Source organism: Thermoactinomyces daqus, assembly GCF_000763315.1.
Classification (GTDB): Bacteria; Bacillota; Bacilli; order Thermoactinomycetales; family Thermoactinomycetaceae; genus Thermoactinomyces_A; species Thermoactinomyces_A daqus.
Genome location: NZ_JPST01000005.1, coordinates 171,917 through 190,378 on the forward strand (window position 1 = coordinate 171,917; position 18,462 = coordinate 190,378).

18 protein-coding genes are annotated in these 18,462 nt (G+C 49.4%); 7 read left to right on the forward strand and 11 right to left on the reverse strand.

Annotated features, from left to right (window positions below):
- Both JG50_RS0102760 and JG50_RS0102765 read left to right on the forward strand, forming a co-directional pair.
- Window positions 1-1,209 (forward strand): aspartate aminotransferase family protein, encoded by a 1,209-nt coding sequence (locus JG50_RS0102760; RefSeq protein ID WP_033099548.1) that lies wholly within the window; start codon window positions 1-3, stop codon window positions 1,207-1,209.
- 13 nt (window positions 1,210-1,222) lie between these two features.
- Window positions 1,223-2,365 (forward strand): N-acetyldiaminopimelate deacetylase, encoded by a 1,143-nt coding sequence (locus JG50_RS0102765; RefSeq protein WP_033099549.1) that lies wholly within the window; start codon window positions 1,223-1,225, stop codon window positions 2,363-2,365.
- A gap of 17 nt (window positions 2,366-2,382) precedes the next feature.
- Here JG50_RS0102765 and JG50_RS0102770 read toward each other — a convergent pair whose 3' ends face one another.
- From JG50_RS0102770 to sufC, 6 genes are all read right to left on the reverse strand, one after another.
- Complete coding sequence (locus tag JG50_RS0102770; RefSeq protein ID WP_033099550.1) at window positions 2,383-3,237, reverse strand: dimethylarginine dimethylaminohydrolase family protein; 855 nt, start codon at window positions 3,235-3,237, stop codon at window positions 2,383-2,385.
- Window positions 3,238-3,523: 286 nt separating this feature from the next.
- Window positions 3,524-4,954 (reverse strand): Fe-S cluster assembly protein SufB, encoded by a 1,431-nt coding sequence (sufB, locus tag JG50_RS0102775; protein ID WP_033099551.1) that lies wholly within the window; start codon window positions 4,952-4,954, stop codon window positions 3,524-3,526.
- A 15-nt stretch (window positions 4,955-4,969) separates the two neighbouring features.
- Window positions 4,970-5,407 carry a Fe-S cluster assembly sulfur transfer protein SufU gene (gene sufU / locus JG50_RS0102780; RefSeq protein WP_033099552.1) on the reverse strand — a complete coding sequence of 146 codons (438 nt, stop codon included), beginning with the start codon at window positions 5,405-5,407 and terminating at the stop codon, window positions 4,970-4,972.
- A complete protein-coding gene (locus tag JG50_RS0102785) occupies window positions 5,394-6,614 on the reverse strand; it encodes a cysteine desulfurase (protein ID WP_152568460.1) in 1,221 nt (406 codons plus the stop codon). The genes sufU and JG50_RS0102785 overlap by 14 nt, the downstream gene beginning before the upstream one ends.
- Complete coding sequence (gene sufD, locus JG50_RS0102790; RefSeq protein ID WP_033099612.1) at window positions 6,598-7,917, reverse strand: Fe-S cluster assembly protein SufD; 1,320 nt, start codon at window positions 7,915-7,917, stop codon at window positions 6,598-6,600. The genes JG50_RS0102785 and sufD overlap by 17 nt, the downstream gene beginning before the upstream one ends.
- Window positions 7,918-7,931: 14 nt before the next feature.
- The gene (sufC, locus tag JG50_RS0102795; protein WP_033099554.1) at window positions 7,932-8,720 is read right to left on the reverse strand and encodes a Fe-S cluster assembly ATPase SufC; all 789 of its coding nucleotides are present in this window, start codon (window positions 8,718-8,720) and stop codon (window positions 7,932-7,934) included.
- Between the two features lie 946 nt (window positions 8,721-9,666).
- On the opposite strand from sufC, the gene JG50_RS0102800 reads away from it, so the two are divergent.
- Complete coding sequence (locus tag JG50_RS0102800; RefSeq protein WP_033099555.1) at window positions 9,667-10,200, forward strand: hypothetical protein; 534 nt, start codon at window positions 9,667-9,669, stop codon at window positions 10,198-10,200.
- A gap of 148 nt (window positions 10,201-10,348) precedes the next feature.
- Here JG50_RS0102800 and JG50_RS0102805 read toward each other — a convergent pair whose 3' ends face one another.
- The 3 genes from JG50_RS0102805 to JG50_RS0102815 all read right to left on the reverse strand — a co-directional run bounded on the left by JG50_RS0102805 (window position 10,349) and on the right by JG50_RS0102815 (window position 13,980).
- On the reverse strand, window positions 10,349-10,825 hold the full coding sequence (locus tag JG50_RS0102805; protein ID WP_033099556.1) for a CBS domain-containing protein: 477 nt from the start codon (window positions 10,823-10,825) through the stop codon (window positions 10,349-10,351).
- A gap of 252 nt (window positions 10,826-11,077) precedes the next feature.
- On the reverse strand, window positions 11,078-12,862 hold the full coding sequence (locus JG50_RS0102810) for a M3 family oligoendopeptidase (protein ID WP_033099557.1): 1,785 nt from the start codon (window positions 12,860-12,862) through the stop codon (window positions 11,078-11,080).
- Between the two features lie 131 nt (window positions 12,863-12,993).
- Window positions 12,994-13,980 (reverse strand): NAD(P)H-quinone oxidoreductase, encoded by a 987-nt coding sequence (locus tag JG50_RS0102815; RefSeq protein WP_033099558.1) that lies wholly within the window; start codon window positions 13,978-13,980, stop codon window positions 12,994-12,996.
- A gap of 184 nt (window positions 13,981-14,164) precedes the next feature.
- Here JG50_RS0102815 and JG50_RS0102820 point away from each other — a divergent pair, with 184 nt between their 5' ends.
- A complete protein-coding gene (locus JG50_RS0102820) occupies window positions 14,165-14,443 on the forward strand; it encodes a hypothetical protein (RefSeq protein WP_033099559.1) in 279 nt (92 codons plus the stop codon).
- A 128-nt stretch (window positions 14,444-14,571) separates the two neighbouring features.
- Here the strand turns inward: JG50_RS0102820 and JG50_RS0102825 are convergent, their stop codons facing one another.
- Together JG50_RS0102825 and JG50_RS0102830 are read right to left on the reverse strand one after the other, a co-directional pair.
- The gene (locus tag JG50_RS0102825; RefSeq protein WP_033099560.1) at window positions 14,572-15,156 is read right to left on the reverse strand and encodes a DUF1802 family protein; all 585 of its coding nucleotides are present in this window, start codon (window positions 15,154-15,156) and stop codon (window positions 14,572-14,574) included.
- A 16-nt stretch (window positions 15,157-15,172) separates the two neighbouring features.
- Complete coding sequence (locus JG50_RS0102830; protein ID WP_033099561.1) at window positions 15,173-15,862, reverse strand: hypothetical protein; 690 nt, start codon at window positions 15,860-15,862, stop codon at window positions 15,173-15,175.
- 231 nt (window positions 15,863-16,093) lie between these two features.
- On the opposite strand from JG50_RS0102830, the gene JG50_RS0102835 reads away from it, so the two are divergent.
- From JG50_RS0102835 to JG50_RS0102845, 3 genes are read left to right on the forward strand one after another with little or no spacing between them, the layout of a single operon-like run.
- A complete protein-coding gene (locus JG50_RS0102835; RefSeq protein WP_033099562.1) occupies window positions 16,094-16,945 on the forward strand; it encodes an EamA family transporter in 852 nt (283 codons plus the stop codon).
- Between the two features lie 19 nt (window positions 16,946-16,964).
- Window positions 16,965-17,393 carry a TlpA family protein disulfide reductase gene (locus tag JG50_RS0102840; protein WP_033099563.1) on the forward strand — a complete coding sequence of 143 codons (429 nt, stop codon included), beginning with the start codon at window positions 16,965-16,967 and terminating at the stop codon, window positions 17,391-17,393.
- A gap of 26 nt (window positions 17,394-17,419) precedes the next feature.
- Window positions 17,420-18,202 carry an undecaprenyl-diphosphate phosphatase gene (locus JG50_RS0102845; RefSeq protein WP_033099564.1) on the forward strand — a complete coding sequence of 261 codons (783 nt, stop codon included), beginning with the start codon at window positions 17,420-17,422 and terminating at the stop codon, window positions 18,200-18,202.
- The last annotated feature ends 260 nt before the right edge of the window (window positions 18,203-18,462 follow it).

Here is an 18,462-nt window from a genome sequence, read left to right on the forward strand (position 1 = left end):
ATGACGACGAACTGGCAAGAACTCGACCAAACCTATATCATGCCGACTGTACAGCGTCTGCCGATCGCCATTGAAAAAGCGGAAAACAACTATCTTTATGATACAGCGGGAAACCGCTATCTCGACCTGTTCACCGGCTTGGCCGTCAACATCCTCGGTCACGCGCATCCCCGTCTGATGAAGGCATTGGAGGAACAAGGACACCGCTTTCTCCACATTTCCAATATCTTCTTGAATCCGCCGGCCATCCGTTTGGCGCTGCGGCTGGTAAAGCACACTTTCGGGAAAGGGAAGGTTTATTTCGGCGGTTCCGGGGCAGAAGCGACCGAAGCGGCCATCAAGCTGATTCACAAATGGGCCCGGCGGGAACAAAACGGCAAAGAAGGCATCGTCGTGCTGAAAAACAGCTTTCACGGGCGAACGCTCGGTGCACTGCGCTTGACCCGGCAACCGGGTGTATACCAGGATTACCCGCAACCAGCTTTTCCCGTTTATGAGGTGGAAATGAATAATATTGCCGAACTGCGGGAAGTTTGCAGGCAGAACCGGCCGGCCGCCATCCTGGTGGAACCGATTCTCGGTGCTGGTGGCGTCGTATCGCTTTCCGAATCGTTCCTACGCGCGATTGATGATCTGTGTGCCGAAGAGGAAATGCTCTTTTGCGTGGATGAGATTCAAACGGGAATGGGACGCACCGGTACCTTATTCGCGTATCAGCAATTTGATTTAACTCCTGACGTCATCTTGTTCGCCAAAGGGATCGGCGGCGGACTTCCACTCGGCGGCATCATCGCGGGCGAAAGGGCAGCCGATGTATTTAAACCAGGCGACCACGGAACCACATTCGCTCCTTCTCCGCTATCCGCAGCCATGGGCAACGCCGTCCTCGATGTATTGTTGGAAGAAGGGGGATTGGAACAGGGCAAACAAAGGGCCGATTATCTGTGGAGACGATTGGAGGCTCTAAAAGAAAAATACCCGCATCTGATCACGGGTATGGACGGGCGGGGCATGATGATCGGCATCCGTACCTCCCTGTCTGCCGAGAATGTGATACGGTTGCAAAAAGAACTGCTCACGGACGGAATTTTGGTCAATGTGACGGCCAAAACCGTGATTCGCCTTCTCCCGCCGCTGACGCTGAAACGGGAGGAAACCGACTTCTTCATTCAGGCGCTGGAAAAACGTATGCTGCAAATCGCCGATTAAAGGAGAAAGAGCAATGACTGATCGTTTTATTGAACTGCGCAGACAATTGCATCAGATTCCCGAACCGGGATTTTGCGAGGTGAAAACGCAACAGTTCATCCTGGACTATCTCTCTTCCCTGCCCCCGCGCCTGCAAATCAAAACCTGGCGCACGGGAGTACTGGTGAGAATCCCCGGACAGAATCCAAAACGCTGTATCGGCTACCGAGCGGATATGGACGGACTTCCCATCACCGAACAAACCAGTTACCCGTTCCGTTCCAAACATGAAGGTTACATGCATGCATGCGGACACGACATGCACATGGCCATCGCCCTGGGGTTGATCACCCATTTCTGTGAACATCCGGTCGATGATGATCTCCTGTTCATCTTCCAGCCGGCGGAAGAAGGTCCGGGAGGCGCTTTTCCCATGCTGAAAAGCAAAGAGTTTTCCGATTGGAAGCCCGACCTCATCCTGGCGCTGCACATCGCCCCGGAATATCCGGTGGGTACAATTGCCACCCGTCCGGGAATCCTTTTTGCCAACACGTCTGAGCTGTTCATCGATCTGTGCGGCACCAGCGGTCACGCAGCCCGACCCCATCTGGCCAATGACATGGCGGTCGCTGCCGCGGAACTCACACTGCAATTGCAAACGATCGTCTCGCGCAATCTGAATCCGCTTGATGCCGGAGTGGTCACCATCGGAAAGATCGAAGCCGGAACCAAGCAGAATATCATCGCCGGACACGCCCGCCTGGAAGGGACGATTCGCACGTTGTCAACCGAAGCGATGGAAACGGTAAAACAGCGAATTCAGGCGCTGGTTCGCGGGATCGAAACCGGATTTGACTGCAAGGCCACTATCGACTGTGGGGCCAACTACTGCCAGGTGTACAACCATCCGGAACTGACCCAATCGTTTTTGCAATGGGCGCAAAATCACACCCGCTTCCATGTGGTCGAATGCAGCGAAACAATGGCCGGAGAAGATTTTGGCTATTTTTTGCAGGAGATTCCCGGTTTCATGTTCTGGCTTGGAGTTGAAACCCCCTACGGTCTGCACCATCCGCAAATCGAACCGGATGAACGGGCAATCGCCGTGGCCATCGAGACTGTATCCGGCTATTTGAAACATTTATCTCAAAACGACAAAGCATTTCCAGCGGGATGACCTCCCGCTTTTTTTCTTTACTCCCGGACGAGCGGCAGGGTGATACAGCGAAATGCCCCGCCTCCTTTGGTTATTTCGGATATATCCACTTCTTCCACTTCATACCCTCTCCGCCTCAGCTCACGGTTCAGGCGACCGAATTGCGGCTGGCTCAAGACCACTTTATTTCCAATCGACAATACATTGGCAGCTAGTCGAAACTGTTCCTCTTCCGTCACCTGAATCAACTCCCGGACAGAAGAGAACATCGCCAGTGTTTCCTCTGAAAAAGCCGGGGGATAAACAATCGCTTCAGTCGGGGATAAAATGTTGAAAATACAGTCAAGATGAAGATATTTTTTCTCCAATGGAATCCGGTGCCAAGTAAAATCAGGGAGGCGCTTTTCCAACTCATCAACCGCTTTTCTGTCCGTCCGGCCGCTCAGCCCGACCCAAACCTGATCACCGTCGACGAGGATATCTCCTCCCTCGACGGATCCGTGTCCGACCTCAATGTAAGGAAGGCGCCATTCTTTTAACCGCCTGACCAGCTCCGTTTCTTCTCCCTGCCGCACTTCTTCTTTCATATTGGCCAGCAGAAGCTCTCTCCCCACCACGCAGGCAATATCCCTCGTATAAACCTGGTCGGAATATTCTGGATACGAGTGCAGCAAAATCACCTCAACTCCATGCCTCTCCAGGGTTTGCACCACATTTTCAAATTGGTGTTTCGCTTTTTCGCGGTCAATCTCCCCAATATGGACCCGTTGTACCCGGTTAATCACTTCTGAAATGTGAAAGTAAACAGGTGGACACATCAACACGGTTTTAAGCTTTGAATATTCGCTGTAACAGGAAAGCTCCAGATCCGTCAGTTCGCGCTTCAAGGTCATGTTTTTTCCGCCCTCCGTTTAAAAGGAACCTCATAAACCTTCGTTAACATTTACCCTTATTATGCGCGAACAACCTTAAAAAAATGGAATCGCGAAGCCGTCCTGGTCAAAAAAAACCGATCCGCCCGCTAGAAAAAACGCGTTCCGATCACCAATGCAAACATCAGCACCAAAATTCCCAGCAGAATAAAATAAAAATACTCGCCGATCCATTTCATCCTGATTCCTCCTCTGTTAAAAACGCAAAACCGCCAAGCTGCCTCACTTGACGGTTTTGCGGCAGAATTTATCCGATTGAACCTTCCATCTCAAATTTGATGAGACGGTTCATTTCCACTGCATATTCCATCGGAAGCTCCTTGGTAAACGGTTCAATGAAACCCATAATGATCATTTGTGTCGCTTCTTCTTCGGAAAGACCGCGGCTCATCAGATAGAAGAGCTGTTCTTCACTCACTTTGGAAACGGTCGCCTCATGCTCCAGTGTTACGTTGTCATTTTTGATTTCATTATACGGAATCGTATCGGAAGTTGATTGATCATCCAGAATCAGGGTGTCACATTTGACGTTGGACTTGGAGCCCGTTGCATTCCGCCCGAAGCTGGAGAGTCCGCGGTAGGTCACTTTACCGCCCTGTTTGCTGATCGATTTGGAAATAATGGTGGATGTGCAGTTCGGCGCATTGGCTACCACTTTGGCGCCTGCATCCTGGTGCTGTCCTTTACCGGCAACGGCAATCGACAGGATATCCGCTTTTGCTCCTTCTCCCTGCATAATGACAGCCGGATACTTCATGGTCAATTTGCTGCCGATGTTTCCGTCGACCCATTCCATATGCGCACCGCGATAAGCGACGGCCCGTTTGGTCACCAGGTTGTAAATGTTGGGCGCCCAGTTTTGAATGGTGGTGTAACGGCATCGTGCATGATCCTTGACGATGATTTCCACAACGGCGCTGTGCAATGAATCGGTGCTGTAAATCGGTGCAGTGCAACCTTCCACATAATGAACGAACGAACCTTCATCCGCGATGATCAACGTGCGTTCAAATTGTCCCATATTTTCCGAGTTGATGCGGAAGTAAGCCTGCAACGGCACTTCACAGCGAACGCCTTTCGGCACGTAGATAAAGCTGCCGCCGCTCCAGACCGCACTGTTCAAAGCAGCGAACTTGTTGTCTGAAGGCGGTACGACCGTACCGAAATACTCTTTCAGAAGCTCCGGGTATTCACGGACAGCCGTATCGGTGTCACAGAAGATAACCCCTTGCTCTTCCAGTTCTTTTTGCATATTGTGGTAAACCACTTCAGATTCGTATTGAGCCGACACACCGGCCAGGAATTTTTGTTCCGCTTCGGGAATGCCCAGTTTGTCAAAGGTTTGTTTGATTTCCTCAGGGACTTCATCCCAGCTGCGTCCCTGGCGCTCGGATGGTTTGACATAGTACGTGATGTCGTCGAAGTCAAGTTCATCCAGTTTACCGGGCAAAATGGAAAACCACTTGCTGTTCTCCGCAGAAGGCATCGGCATTTTATAAAACTGCTCCAGCGCCTTTAAGCGAAATTCAAGCATCCAGTCCGGTTCGCCTTTCAAGCGGGAAATCTCTTCGACCACTTCGCGGCTTAACCCTTTTTTGGAGCGGAAAACCGAAACGTCTTTATCGCGAAAACCGTACTTGTACTCCGACAGATCGGGCAGTTGGTTTTGATCGGCCACGGTTTTTTCCCCCTTCTAGTCTGCTTTTTGCTGATTTCTTACACCTTGCTCAAGCGCTTTCCACGCCAATGTAGCGCATTTGATCCGGGCCGGAAATTTGGCAACTCCCATCAACGCTTCTATATCCTCAAGCGGAAATTTCTCAGGGTCTACATCTTCCCCCTGCATCATCTTCGAGAAGAGGTCGACGAGTTCCAGTGCTTCCTCCACCTTTAACCCTTTTACCGCCTCAGTCATCATAGATGCGGAGGCCAGACTGATCGAACAACCTTCACCCAGGAATTTCGCCTCCTGAATGATGCCATCTTCCACACGCATTTGCAGCGAAATCCGGTCACCGCAAGTCGGGTTGTTCAAATCAACAGTAACCGCCCCGTCTTCAATTCGTCCTTTGTTGCGCGGGCGCTGATAATGATCCATGATCACGCGCCGATACAGATCATCTAAAGACATGGCCAAAATACTCCTTCGTCTTTTGAATGCCTTTCACCAAGCGGTCGATGTCTGCTTCGTCATTATACAGATAAAAGCTCGCTCTTGCTGTCGCTGTAACATTCAACCAGCGCATCAGCGGCTGGCAGCAATGGTGTCCGGCACGAACGGCGATTCCTTCGGCATCCAGGACCGTAGCGACATCATGAGGATGAATATCGTCCAGGTTAAAGGTGATCAAACCCGTACGATTTTCCTTGGGACCGTAAATGGTGATGCCTTCCACTTGACTCAGCATTTCATATGCGTAGCGGGCCAGCTTCCGATCATGCTCGTCGATTTGCTCCATTCCGATCGATTCGAGATAATCAATGGCAGCTCCCAGTCCGATCGCACCGGCGATGATCGGGGTTCCTCCTTCAAACTTCCACGGCAGTTCCTTCCAGGTCGCATCTGTCAGGTCGACATGGTCGATCATCTCGCCGCCAAACTCGATCGGTTCCATCTGTTCCAACAGCTCTTCACGCCCGTAGAGAACGCCGATTCCGGTCGGCCCGCACATTTTGTGACCGGAGAAGGCGAGGAAATCGACATCCAAATCGCGTACATCCACTTTCATGTGAGGGACGCTTTGCGCTCCGTCCACGCAAATGATTCCTCCGTTTTCATGGACGATTTTCGCAATTTCCTTGATCGGGTGAACCGTTCCGAGAACATTTGATACCTGTTGAATCGCGACGATTCTGGTGTTGGGTGTAATCGTCGTTCGCACCTTGGCAAGATCAAGCGTTCCGTCTGCTTCAAGCGGGAAATATTTCAGGGTTGCACCTGTGGCCTTCACGACTTGTTGCCACGGAATGAGATTGCTGTGGTGCTCCGCCGGCGTCAGAATCACTTCATCACCAGGCTGCAAACGGGGAATTGCATAACTGCGCGCAACCAAATTGATTCCTGTCGTCGTCCCGCGCGTGAACACAATCTCCCGGGTCGAGCCCGCATTGATGAAACGGCGCACTTTTTCACGTGCGCCTTCGTATGCATCTGTCGCCTTTGTGCCAAGAGTATGAACGCCCCGATGGACATTGGAATTGATCTCTCTATAATAAGCTTCCACCGCTTCGATCACTTGAACCGGCTTTTGTGAGGTTGCCGAGCTGTCAAGATAAACCAGCGGATGACCGTTGACGGATTGATCCAAAATCGGAAAATCTTTACGAGCGTTTTTCATTCGCAAACTTCCTTTCGATGACGCGATGGATGCTCTTCCGCAGCGCCTCAGAAGGGATTTGGGAAAGGACGGTATCCAGGAAACCGTAAATGATCAATCTCTCAGCTTCTGTCCGGCTGATCCCGCGAGACATCAAGTAGTAGAGCTGTAATGGATCAATCCGGCCCACGCTCGCAGCATGGCCTGCCGCAACATCATTCTCGTCGATCAGGAGAATCGGATTGGCATCACCGCGGGCCTTTTCTCCCAACATCAGCACTTTCCCCGATTGCTGCCCGTCCGATTTGCTGGCTCCCTTTTCAATTTTCGTGATACTGTTCAAAATGCTGGAAGCTTGGTCTTTCATCACGGATCGCGCATTGATCTCACTTGCCGTGTTCCGTGCCAGATGGCGGATATAGGAAGTGACATTCCCCCTCATCTCACCCGTTCCCAGCACAACCGCTTTTACATTGACACTGCCGCCTTCTCCGCGGAGAGCAGAAGTATTGTCGGAAATGAGGCGTCCATCGCTCAAGTCGGCGACAATCCATTCAAGCCGGCCGTCGCGATCCACTACCGAGCGGCGATAAATCACATCGACAACGGATTCGCCGAGCGTGTTCACCGTGGCAATACGAACATCGGCGTTGGCCCCTACAAATGCTTCGATCACGCTGTTGCTCACTGCCCCGCCATCATCCGGGTCCGACACGAAATTGGCCACGAAATCGACCCGGCTGTGATCTTCAGCCACGAGCAGAACATGCGGCAACATTCCGTTCTTCCCGCCCGACAGCCAAAACATCGCTTGCAGCGGAACGGTTACTTCAACCCCGCGCGGAATGTAGAGGAAGATTCCTCCGCTAAACAAGGCGGCGTGAAGCGCAGTTAATTGATGTTCGTCTCTTTTCACGCCTTCGTTCATGAAATACACTTTCACCAGTTCCTCGTGATCGCGGGCAGCGGTGGCAAGATCCGTAAAAATAATACCTTTATCTGCTAATTCCGCTGACAGATTTTGAAAGATGACACTGGAATTCTTCTGGATAAACAAGCCGGAATTTTCCTGTTCAACCAGGAATCGGGCGATGTTTTCCGGCAACTCGGACAGTTCCTTGATCGGTGCTTCATCTTTATAGGGATTAAAGTCCGTAAAATTCCAGCGGTCGATATTGGTCTTTTGCAATTGAGGCAACGGAAGACGGGCAGCGGCACGAAGTGCTTCAAGGCGGGACTGAAGCATCCATTCCGGTTCCTGCTGTTTTTTGGATACTTCGGTCACAACGTTTTCATCAAAAAGCATACGGGTTTCTACACTCATCTTCAGCAACACCCTTACACCCTTTGGCCAACAGTTTCATCTTCGATGCCCAGCTCTTCCTTCACCCAGTCGTAACCTTCCGCTTCCAAACGCTCTGCCAGTTCCGGACCGCCGGATTTTACGATGCGGCCTTGCATGAAGACATGTACGTAATCGGGTTTAATGTAGTTCAACAGGCGCTGATAGTGGGTAATGATCAAAACACCCAAATCCGGGCTCAGCATGGAGTTGACCCCTTTGGCCACCACTTTGAGCGCATCGATGTCAAGTCCCGAGTCAATTTCATCGAGAATGGCAATTCGCGGTTGCAGCATCATCATCTGCAGAATTTCGTTCCGTTTTTTCTCCCCGCCGGAAAATCCTTCGTTCAAGTAGCGGGTGGCGAATTTTTCGTCCATCTCCAGCAGTTCCATCTTTTTATCCAATTCGCGGATGAACTTCATCAGGGAGATTTCATTCCCTTCCCCGCGTTTGGCATTGATCGCACTGCGCAAAAAGTCGGAGTTGGTCACACCGCTCACTTCAGCCGGATACTGCATGGCCAAAAACAAACCGGCCCGCGCGCGCTCATCCACTCCCATCTCCAACACATCCTGTCCGTCAAGCGTGACTTCCCCTTTGGTCACTTCATAACGCGGATGTCCCATCAGCGAAGATGCGAGCGTACTTTTACCGGTTCCGTTCGGGCCCATGATGGCGTGCACTTCTCCGCCCTTTACTTCAAGATTGACCCCTTTCAAAATCTCTTGACCGTCTATGGATACGCAAAGATCTTTGATCGTCAGTTTTGGAGCTGTCGACATCTTCTCATTCCTCCATCAGTCTTTTCCTTTATCTCCTGAACACCATCCGGTTTTATTGGCGGAGGGAGATACGGGGAAAACCGGCAACTTGTCAGGTAATCCGGTCGCCGCTTCCACACAATTTGTTATTTAGATTGATTATCATATGATTCTCATTACATTTTACTGCACAACTTTTATCATATCAAGTGAACTTTGCTCTTCAACCCGGTCCGGAAACAGTTGTGCGGTCATTCCTTTCCGTCCGGCCGGACCGTTACTCTTCCCATTCCATTATTCCCGGATTCAACTCCCGGCTTGTGCGCTAATCCGTTCAGATGCTGTCCGATCTGAGATTCCGTTACTCTGATTTTCCCAATCCTAACACAAACGTGCTTCAGAAGAAAGATGCAATCCGGTCGTTGGCCGGAACATAAGCCATGCAAATACTGGATGCCCTTTCTGCGGCAAGCGATTCTTCTTATAATTTTTCATCATAAGTGGAAAAATTTATTCAAAAAGAAAGTATATTTAGTAAAGGAATCTTGTCCTTCTCTGCCAATCCCATAACATTCCAATATATTACAATGCAATTATTGGTATATTTAATAATATTGCAAAACTACCTTAACGAATTCTCTTTTCTGCATCGTTTATTTAAAAAAATATCAAGATCCATGTTCACGAAAAATCCTCAAATGAACGAGGAATTTTCTACAAAAAATCTGTAAACTTCACTTGCTTTTAAAGCAGATTTAAGGCAGAATATTCATAGAAGGTTTGTACAAAATTTCTTTTTGCTCCTTCGTTAGAATTTTCCCTCAACATCTGTTTTGCTCCCATTTTAAAAAAAGAGTTTTTTTGTTGTCTTTTTTTATTTTTTGATAATATTGCTCATGTTTGAACAAAATATTTCACCGATCGAGCCACTTTTCGTGTAGAAGCGTATTTGTAGGAGGAGTTTCTGATGAAAAAGAATATCCCTTACCTCTTGGGGGCACCTCATGCATCTGTTCCAAAAATCGGAATCTACACAAACGATCGCCCTTCTACAGTTAAAGACGATGAACTCTACAATAAACAGGCCCCTTTTTCATTTGACAATGCGGTTGTATCAGAGGAATTTACCTATTTCAGCGTGAATTTGCAGAAGGCGGACCAAGAGCGCTATCTCAACAGTTTTTTGAAAAAAAAGCTTCTCCACATCTGGAAAAAACAGCGTCCCCTGATCTTGGCCGTTCCCAAGTTGCCGGAATCACTTGAATCAGCCATATACGCCAACGTCTTTCAAAAAATCGAACCCAATCTGCTTCCCGCATACCGTGAGGACTTTTCCTTTCCTGTCATACCCTTTACCCTCTTTGGCTGGTTGCAGTATATGAAACTGATCGCGCAGATTACCGGCAAGCACAGAGATGCTTGTTATTGGGAAGAACTAACCCAATTTCTGCAACATTGCTCCAGGGAAAAGTTGCTCGATCACTTATTTTCATCCAATTGACCAACGCAGACACCTTGAAGCAAAACTTTCTGTCATCTGAAATTATTCTATCCTGTTTATCCTTTTCCGTTTGCATTTAACTTTAATCGTGTTTAATATAGATGAAAAAACCGTCCCAACTCGGCAGGTTGAGACGGTTTTCGCTTTATCACACTTGATCCGCAATCGTCTCCATATATTCCTTTTTGAAATACTCAATCACTTGTTCCATCATCACTTTTCTCGTCAAGATTCCAACAAATTGACCTTTGAGATCAATGATCGGAATATAAGATCGGTTCACTAATACCTCAAAAGCAAAGGAGAAAATCGAATTAGCCAGAATTCCTGAATGATTCTTGTCCATCGCATCCTTCACTTTATGCTTTCCCAGGCGGGAAAAATCAATCGTGTCCTTTTTTTCCATTTTTAGAAGAAAATCTAAAATATCTGTTTTGCTAATAATTCCATCAATTTGACCTTTTTGATTAATCACAGGCACCGAATTCGTTGCTTTCCGGGTAAGCACCAACAAAGCCCGTTCAAGGGACCAATCCGGATCGACGACTACCACTTTCTCTTTCGGAATGATAAAAGGGGTAATCTCCCTCGAAAAAAGATAACCGGCTTGATCTCGTTTTAACATGCGCAAAAACTCCCTTACTCTTGGTAATCGGTTTACCCAGAGTGAATTTCTCTACGCAAAATTTTTCTCGCCTTGACCCTCCCTCATGTTACTCTGCCTCTTTTTTTGCTGTCAATAAGATTTATATAAATATTTTAATCACCAGATTAAAAATTAGCCTATTCTTACCAGGGCGGAAGGGAATTTTTATGCCGGTGTTCCTGCCGCCCTGGATATTCGATTTGGCGCCCTGAACCGCAGCTCCTTTCCCTCCTATTCTGTTAAAAGCAAAAACTCTTTTACATCCTGTAAGGCAAATTCCACCGCCTTGCGCCAAAAATCGGGTTTGGTCAAGTCAGCGCCCAAATGCTTACGGGCCAGATCTTCCACATTCATTCTCCCGGTATCCCTCAGCAGCTGTACATAGCGCCGGGCAAAACCATCCCCCTCTTGCCGGGCCTGCGCATAAATCCCCGTACTGAATAAAAAGCCAAACGTATACGGAAAATTGTAGAAAGGAAAGTGCGTATCATAGAAATGAAGCTTGGAAGCCCAAAAATGGGGATGGTACTCCGCGAGCAAATCACGGAAGCTCTCCCTCTGCGCCTCCTCCATGATCCGGCACAATTCTTCAGCTTGCACCAATCCCTGACGACGTGCATCATAAAACCTCGTTTCAAACAGAAAACGGGAATGAATGTCGCATAAGTAACTGACTCCAATGCGGAGACGCTGATCAAGCAAAGCGATTTTCTGTTCCTTGGTTTGCGCCTTTTTCAAAACAGCGTCAGAAACGATGAACTCGGCAAAAGTTGAAGCGGTTTCAGCTACGTTCATGGCATAGTTTTGCGCGAACATCGGCAGGTCTTTGATCACGTGCTCATGATAGGCATGACCCAGTTCATGAGCCAGCGTCGACAGATTATCAGTTGTCCCGGCAAAGGTCATGAAGATCCTCGTTTCCCCGCTGACGGGAAATGAGGTGCAAAATCCGCCCGCGCGTTTATGCGGCCTGTCTTCCGCCTCAATCCATCTCCGGGAAAAGGCCGACTCGGCAAACCGGGCCAAATCGGGACTGAAGTCTGCGAAATGATCAATGATAAAGCGTGCGGCCTCGTCAAAGGTGAACTTCCTGTTTTCCCCGGGCAGGGGAGCCGACAAATCGTACCAACTCAACTTGGGCAGTCCGAGCAGCCGGGCTTTGCGTTGCAAATAGTTCCCCAGGACCGATTTGCTCTCCTCCACCACACTCCACATCGCTTCCAGCGTTTCCCGCCGCATGCGGTTCTCCGCCAAGGGTTCATGCAACACATCTTCCCAGCCCCGCTGCTTGTATAATTGCAGGCGAAATCCCGCCAAATGATTGAGAATCGCAGAAAACAGACCGGCTTCCTTTTGCCAGGCCCGTTCCCATTCGGCAAACACTGCCTGGCGGACGGAACGATCGGGGTGAGATAATTGATTGGCTGCCTGACTGACGGACAGATTTACCTTTTCCCCATTTTTCTCCACCGGAATTTGTATGCGGCTGACGACGCTGTTATACAATTCCCCCCAGGCGTGATAACCGTCAACGCTCAAATAGCTGGCCAGCGTTTCAAGGGACCCGGACATCCTGTCCTGCGCACGCCCACGCATTTCGTACAGGTTAAACGCAATCGGTTTGATTCGCTCATCCTGGCAAACCCGCTCCAACAGTTCATCCGGCACTTCCGCCAGCCTGCTTTCCAACAAGACCTTTAACGTTTGTAACTCAGCTAACAACTGCTCGTTTTTTCCGCTCAGGATCAGCGCCTGCTCATCTGTGGTATCCTGGGCCAGCAAGCAGTGAATGTAGGACCAAACCTCCGTCAGCCTTTTTTCAAGATCTTGTACCTTTTCCAAAAGGTTGATCCATTCCCGTTCTGTTTTTTCCTTTTCTGCGCTTTCCTGAAACGCTGTTTTTAGCGCCGGGATTTCCGCAGTGAGCCGGTTCATTTCGCTCAGGAGCCCGGTCCTTCGGTTACCCCCGACAAATAACGAATCCAATTCCCAGGTCTGCGCATATTGTTGTGGCATAACCAAACCCCTTTTTTCTAAAATTTAACCCTAGACAGAAATATCTTTAATCTATTGTTATCATATCCATTGACATTTTTTCAACAGCGGGATGAAGAGCCTGAAAACCCTGTTCCAGGCTCTTTTTCCGCTCAGAACACCCGCAGCACGATTTTGCCGATATTCCGATTTTCTTCCATGTAGCGGTGCGCTTCCCGAACCTCTTCCCATGGAAAAATGCGGTCAATCACCGGCTTGAGTTCCCCGCTGACAAACCGCGGCAGGGCAAAAGAGGCAAACTCCCGCGTCAGATCCTGTTTATAGTCCAAGGAGCGGGTGCGCAGCGTCGTTCCGGAAATTTGCAGGCGTTTCGCCAGAACCTGCCCGAGCGACGCATCATCCAGCCGGCTCCCTCCCAGCATGCTGATCAGAACGAGACGCCCATCCATCGCCAACACACGCAGATTTTGCTTCCAGTAAGGGGCCCCGACAAAATCAAGCACCAACTGAACACCTCGGTTTTTCGTGGCGGCCAAAACCTTGTCGGCAAATTCCCCCTCTTTATAATTGAATGCGTGATCAGCTCCCAAATCCAGACAGAATCTCCGTTTTTCCTCTGATCCCACAGTGACGAGCGGGATGGCACCGACCGACTTGACCAATTGAATCGCCGCAGTTCCTACCCCGCTGGCGCCGGCATGGATCAGCACGGTCTCCCCCTGTTTCAGTCTGCCTACCCAAAACAGACATTGGTACGCTGTCAAGAAAACTTCCGGAATGGCTGCGGCCTGTTCAAACGTGAAACCTTCCGGAACCGGCATGGCCATCTTGTCCGGAATCACCGCGTATTGCGCATAGCCGCCGCCCGGCAACAAACCAAAAACGCGATCTCCCGGCTTCCATCCTCCCTCGCAGTTTTTCCCCACTTCTTCGACCACTCCCGCCATTTCCAATCCCAGGATCGGGCTCGCACCCGGCGGAGGAGGGTATTTTCCTTCACGCTGCGAAATATCAGCCCGGTTGAGCGCGGTGGCATGTACTTTTACCAACAATTCATCATCAGCCGGGGTCGGCTTCGGATATTCTCCAATCATCAACTGCTCCCTTCCGCCCGGTTTTTCCACCAATACTGCTTTCATCCTCTTCAGCCCCTTTCATCCCTTCATGGATCTGTGCCATCAAACAACTTTATTTTGAAAACGTTTCTACAAATTCATTACACAGATGCAAAAAATACCATACCTCTGTTATAATATCCCTTAGTATAAATATAATATTATACCTAATGATTATAACATTCCGATAAAAAGAAAGGGAGCTAGAATGAATCAACAAACAAAACAATTGGTTGGCATCATCTTGCGTATGATTCGGGATATTTACAAAAAAACCATTGAACTGGAAGACATGTTTAAATCAAATAGCATACATATTTTGTCACGAGACTTTGATCCTTTCAATGAACTATTGCAAATCCTGGAATTACCTGAAGAAAAAAATACGTTACTTCTTGAACTCGTTCAGTTGTATTTGGAAGATGAAATGACCTTAAATGAGTTGTTGCTCGAATTTGAAAATCAGGCGAAAACATCGAAAGTGTAAATACAATTGATAAAAGAAAACCCGGTGGATCAAAAATCCCCGGGTTTCTTGGTTTAGGCGAAACCTTTTTTTGCGAAAATGCCCGCAGGTTGTGCGTCCACCCATGACCTCCGGATATTCTGCAAAACTTATTTTTGCCCGGCCAACAGCGCTTTGATCTTGTTTACCTCAGCCAGGAAATCCGCTTCTTTCATCACCGGTTCCCCGCTGCAATCTGCCAATTCCTGCGGAACTTCATGCCAGGATTTGCATCCCGAATACTCGGGGCGAATCGGGATCCGGGCCGGCTGATCCAACCGGTAGACCCGGAGCAAGAGCAGATGAAGCGGCAATTTTTTCTTCCATTTCAAACGCTCATGAGCAAAATCGTTGGTCCAAATGTGACAGGGTGCCAGGCGAAACAGCGCTTCTTCATCCATTACCTCGATATCTTCATGCAACTCGGCAAAATATTTGATCGTCGCCGTTTCTTGTTCCGGTGACCACGATTGAAGCGTTTTGGCGATCTCTGCCCTGTACTCCGGCTTGAGCAATTCTTCCTTTTGATGTTCATAAGCGGGATAAAGAAAGAAACGGTCGCTTCTCACTTCAAAATGACGCGTTTCTTCGGCGATTCCGCCTTTCCGCATCACAATGATTTGTTTTCCTTCCCCCAGCGCTTCAACGGTGACCGCCCATTCCTTCAGGGCGATCCGGGTGTTGGCTCGACTCATCCCGATTCCTCCTCGTTCAATAATTGATCGAATCGATGGTACGCCGGAAAGCGTCCTCCGCACGGCCTCTTTCCAAAAGCTGCTTCGCTTCTTTCAGGCCGGACTCATCAACCCGTTCGGCAAATGGCACCATTTCCGCAGCTTTTTGCGCCGCTTGCTCCCAGTTTTCCTCCATCGCATAAAAAAGGGCCCATTGGTGCAACGCATAACAAAGCCCCGGCCCCACCAATGCCACGGCGTCATGCTGCGGCATGGTGGCGAATTTCTCCCGCTCCCGGCCGGCAATCCCGGCTATCTTCTCCACCGCCTCCTGCTTCTGACCCGCCTGATAGAGATAATAAGCGAGGTAAACCTCCAAATGAACCCGGCTCATCATATAGCCCATCGTTTCAGGATACTGGGCCAGAGCCTCTTTCATTTTTTCGGCAGCCTGATTAAATCTTTGAGCCTCGGCATCCAGCTCTGCCATTTCCACGAGGCTGCGGACATAGGCAAAATGCTGATTCGGATTCTCATTCGGACCTTCTTCGGCGATCGATTGAAAAAGCTTATAAGCCAGGTCGGGCAAACCGGCACGGAGGCAAGTGACACCGACCAATAAGCGGTTATTCGGATGGGCAAAATCAAGAAAAGTATCTCTAGGCAAACGATGTTTTACAGCGGCTTCCGCTTCCCGTTTCAATTCCTCCATCACAATCTGATTCATCGCTGCTCCTCCAAAAGCGAATCTTGTTCTCCATTATTAGCATGACTTCTCTTTTCATCCTTGTCAAACAGCCTTTTGGACAAATATTTACTCATTCCGGACATAAGATAAATGGAAAGGGAATGCTTGCGCTTTCGCCCGGGGGTGCCTCCGAGTAGACGGATCAAACAAAGGGCGTTATGATTAAGAAGTTATCATCACACTTTATTTGCAGAAAGGGTCCAACTTACCATGTGGTTTATCCTGGCACTCATCAGTTCAGTCACCTTTGGGCTGGCCGGTTTTATGATGAAGGCGAGTTCGGCACAGCGCGGCTCCACCAACCACCTTTTGTGGGGACTTTACTGCACGGGTACACTTGGCTTTCTTTGGTGGATGGTTTATACCGGAGCCGTTTCCTTCTCCCTGAAAACAATCCTGGCCGGAATCGTGATCGGATGGGGGTCAGCATGGGGGAACCTGCTGTTTATGAAAGCACTGGAGACAGGCCCTGCCAGCCTCACATCTCCGCTGGTCAATGTCAACATCGTACTCACAGTGGCCATGTCTCTCTTGCTCTACGGAGAAGAACTCAGTCTTTATGAATCGGCCGGGGTTTTGCTGCTCATCGCAGCCGTTTCCATTTTACCGATTGATCCGAATGAATCGCTCCGCATTCGCAACATCCGTTGGTATGCTCTCGTCCTGATGGCAACGGTGCTTTTCTTTTTGCGCAATGGCGGACTGAAAATAACGGAAGAGTGGCACCTGCCAAATGCGGCCGTCCTGTTTGTCAGCTATGCCTTCGGGCTGGTCTGGTTTACTGCGGAGATTTTTCGCAAACGGTCCGCTTTGGACAAACCGGCGGTAAGAACAGGGCTGCGCTGGGGATTGATGTCCGGTATTTTTTCCTTTGCCGGAATGCAAGTGTATGCGATTGCCCTTGAATCGGGTCCGGCCAGCATCGTCGCGCCGATCTTTGCCACCAACAGCCTTGTGGTCGCCCTGCTCTCCATTTTGGTCTTTCGCGAACGTTTGTCGACCGTTCAAATCCTTACCCTGATCCTCTTATTCGTCGGACTTATTTTGATCCGGATCGGTTAATGCGAAAGGAGGCTTCACCGTGGGAAAATTGGCGCCTGCATTTGCCCTGCCCGACCTGACCGGGCGAATCCATCGCTTATCCGACTATGCGGGAAAAGCGATTTGGCTGGAATTTTGGGTTACCTGGTGCGCATCCTGCCAAGAAACCTTGCCTCAGAAAGATATCCTCTATCGAACGATGAATCATCCGGGACTCGTATTTCTCACCATTCACGTTTCGGGAAGAGAAAGCAATCCGGACCGCGTCTTTTCCTTTATGGAGCAAAACGGTTTTCAGTTTCCCGTCTTGCGCGACAATGGACGAGAAACGTATGACGCATACGGTTTGCAATCGGTTCCCAGCAGCGTCCTGATTAACAACAAGGGAGAAATCCATGGAATTTTCGATGAAACCGTCCCGTTCACGTCGGTAATCAAGGAGATTGGCAACATTTTACCCGCACCTTAAACCTTGGTTTGACAGGATGGATGAATATGAACTGGTTTGAAGCGGCCATACTCGGGATCATCCAGGGGCTGACCGAATTTTTGCCGATCAGCAGCACCGGCCATCTCTACTTGGGCCGTCATCTCTTTGGTCTGGATGAGGCCGGCCTGTTTCTCGATACCATGCTACATCTGGGAACGCTGATCGCCGTGATTCTCATCTACCGGCGGGAAATCGTGATGATGATCCGCCGGCCGCTCTCCCGTCTCAGTTTGTTGGTGGTCGTCGGAACGATCCCGACCGCTTTTATCGGGCTTATGTTTGAAGATTGGTTTGAAAAGATAGCCCAAACCGGAATGACGATCGGTTGGGAATTTTTGGCGACCGGTCTCCTGTTGTGGATGGCCGATACATTTAAGGATAAAGGGAAGAAGAGCCTGGAGGAGATCAGTTTCGGAGATGCCTTTCTCATCGGTTTGTTTCAAGGGGCGGCCATCATGCCCGCTTTATCCCGGTCCGGCTTGACGATTGCCGCGGCTCTCTTTCGCCGGATTGACAAAGCGGCCGCCGCCTATTTCTCATTCCTTTTATCCATTCCCTCGATCGCCGGCGCTGTGATCCTGCAGGGCAAAAAATTGATGGAAGGCGGAACGGAAGTGTTGCCGCTGAGCGCTTTGATGATCGGCACGGCCTGCTCGGCCATTTTCGGCTATCTCGCGGTTAAATGGATGATCTCACTCTTAAAAACAGGTTCCTTGAAAGGCTTCGCCATTTATGTCTTCATTTTGGGAATGGTCATCTTATCCGCTCAATTTACCGGAACATTTTGATATTTGCGAATAAATGCATTTCCCAATCACACTTAATGGAGGGAGAGCATTGCCAAGCCTAGGAAGCAATCCTGTGCTTGTTTTGTTGGAAAACCCGGTCGATCCTCTCAGCCGTTAGGGAGAGAAAACAACATGATCCGAGTTTCAGAATGTGATCGACTACCCTCCCTGCAAATGAAAAGAATTTTTACAAACATATATAAAAAACTGCCGGACTTTTGAGTCCGGCAGTCCAAGTCGTATTCCCTGAAAACTAAAGA

What these genes read in the sequence shown, in the direction of transcription:
- JG50_RS0102760 (WP_033099548.1), top strand. Translation starts at nt 1, where the DNA reads ATGACGACGAACTGGCAAGAACTCGACCAAACCTATATCATGCCGACT.
- JG50_RS0102765 (WP_033099549.1), top strand. Translation starts at nt 1,223, where the DNA reads ATGACTGATCGTTTTATTGAACTGCGCAGACAATTGCATCAGATTCCC.
- JG50_RS0102770 (WP_033099550.1), bottom strand. Translation starts at nt 3,237, where the DNA reads ATGACCTTGAAGCGCGAACTGACGGATCTGGAGCTTTCCTGTTACAGC.
- sufU (WP_033099552.1), bottom strand. Translation starts at nt 5,407, where the DNA reads ATGTCTTTAGATGATCTGTATCGGCGCGTGATCATGGATCATTATCAG.
- JG50_RS0102785 (WP_152568460.1), bottom strand. Translation starts at nt 6,614, where the DNA reads ATGAAAAACGCTCGTAAAGATTTTCCGATTTTGGATCAATCCGTCAAC.
- sufD (WP_033099612.1), bottom strand. Translation starts at nt 7,917, where the DNA reads ATGAGTGTAGAAACCCGTATGCTTTTTGATGAAAACGTTGTGACCGAA.
- sufC (WP_033099554.1), bottom strand. Translation starts at nt 8,720, where the DNA reads ATGTCGACAGCTCCAAAACTGACGATCAAAGATCTTTGCGTATCCATA.
- JG50_RS0102800 (WP_033099555.1), top strand. Translation starts at nt 9,667, where the DNA reads ATGAAAAAGAATATCCCTTACCTCTTGGGGGCACCTCATGCATCTGTT.
- JG50_RS0102805 (WP_033099556.1), bottom strand. Translation starts at nt 10,825, where the DNA reads ATGTTAAAACGAGATCAAGCCGGTTATCTTTTTTCGAGGGAGATTACC.
- JG50_RS0102810 (WP_033099557.1), bottom strand. Translation starts at nt 12,862, where the DNA reads ATGCCACAACAATATGCGCAGACCTGGGAATTGGATTCGTTATTTGTC.
- JG50_RS0102815 (WP_033099558.1), bottom strand. Translation starts at nt 13,980, where the DNA reads ATGAAAGCAGTATTGGTGGAAAAACCGGGCGGAAGGGAGCAGTTGATG.
- JG50_RS0102820 (WP_033099559.1), top strand. Translation starts at nt 14,165, where the DNA reads ATGAATCAACAAACAAAACAATTGGTTGGCATCATCTTGCGTATGATT.
- JG50_RS0102825 (WP_033099560.1), bottom strand. Translation starts at nt 15,156, where the DNA reads ATGAGTCGAGCCAACACCCGGATCGCCCTGAAGGAATGGGCGGTCACC.
- JG50_RS0102830 (WP_033099561.1), bottom strand. Translation starts at nt 15,862, where the DNA reads ATGAATCAGATTGTGATGGAGGAATTGAAACGGGAAGCGGAAGCCGCT.
- JG50_RS0102835 (WP_033099562.1), top strand. Translation starts at nt 16,094, where the DNA reads ATGTGGTTTATCCTGGCACTCATCAGTTCAGTCACCTTTGGGCTGGCC.
- JG50_RS0102845 (WP_033099564.1), top strand. Translation starts at nt 17,420, where the DNA reads ATGAACTGGTTTGAAGCGGCCATACTCGGGATCATCCAGGGGCTGACC.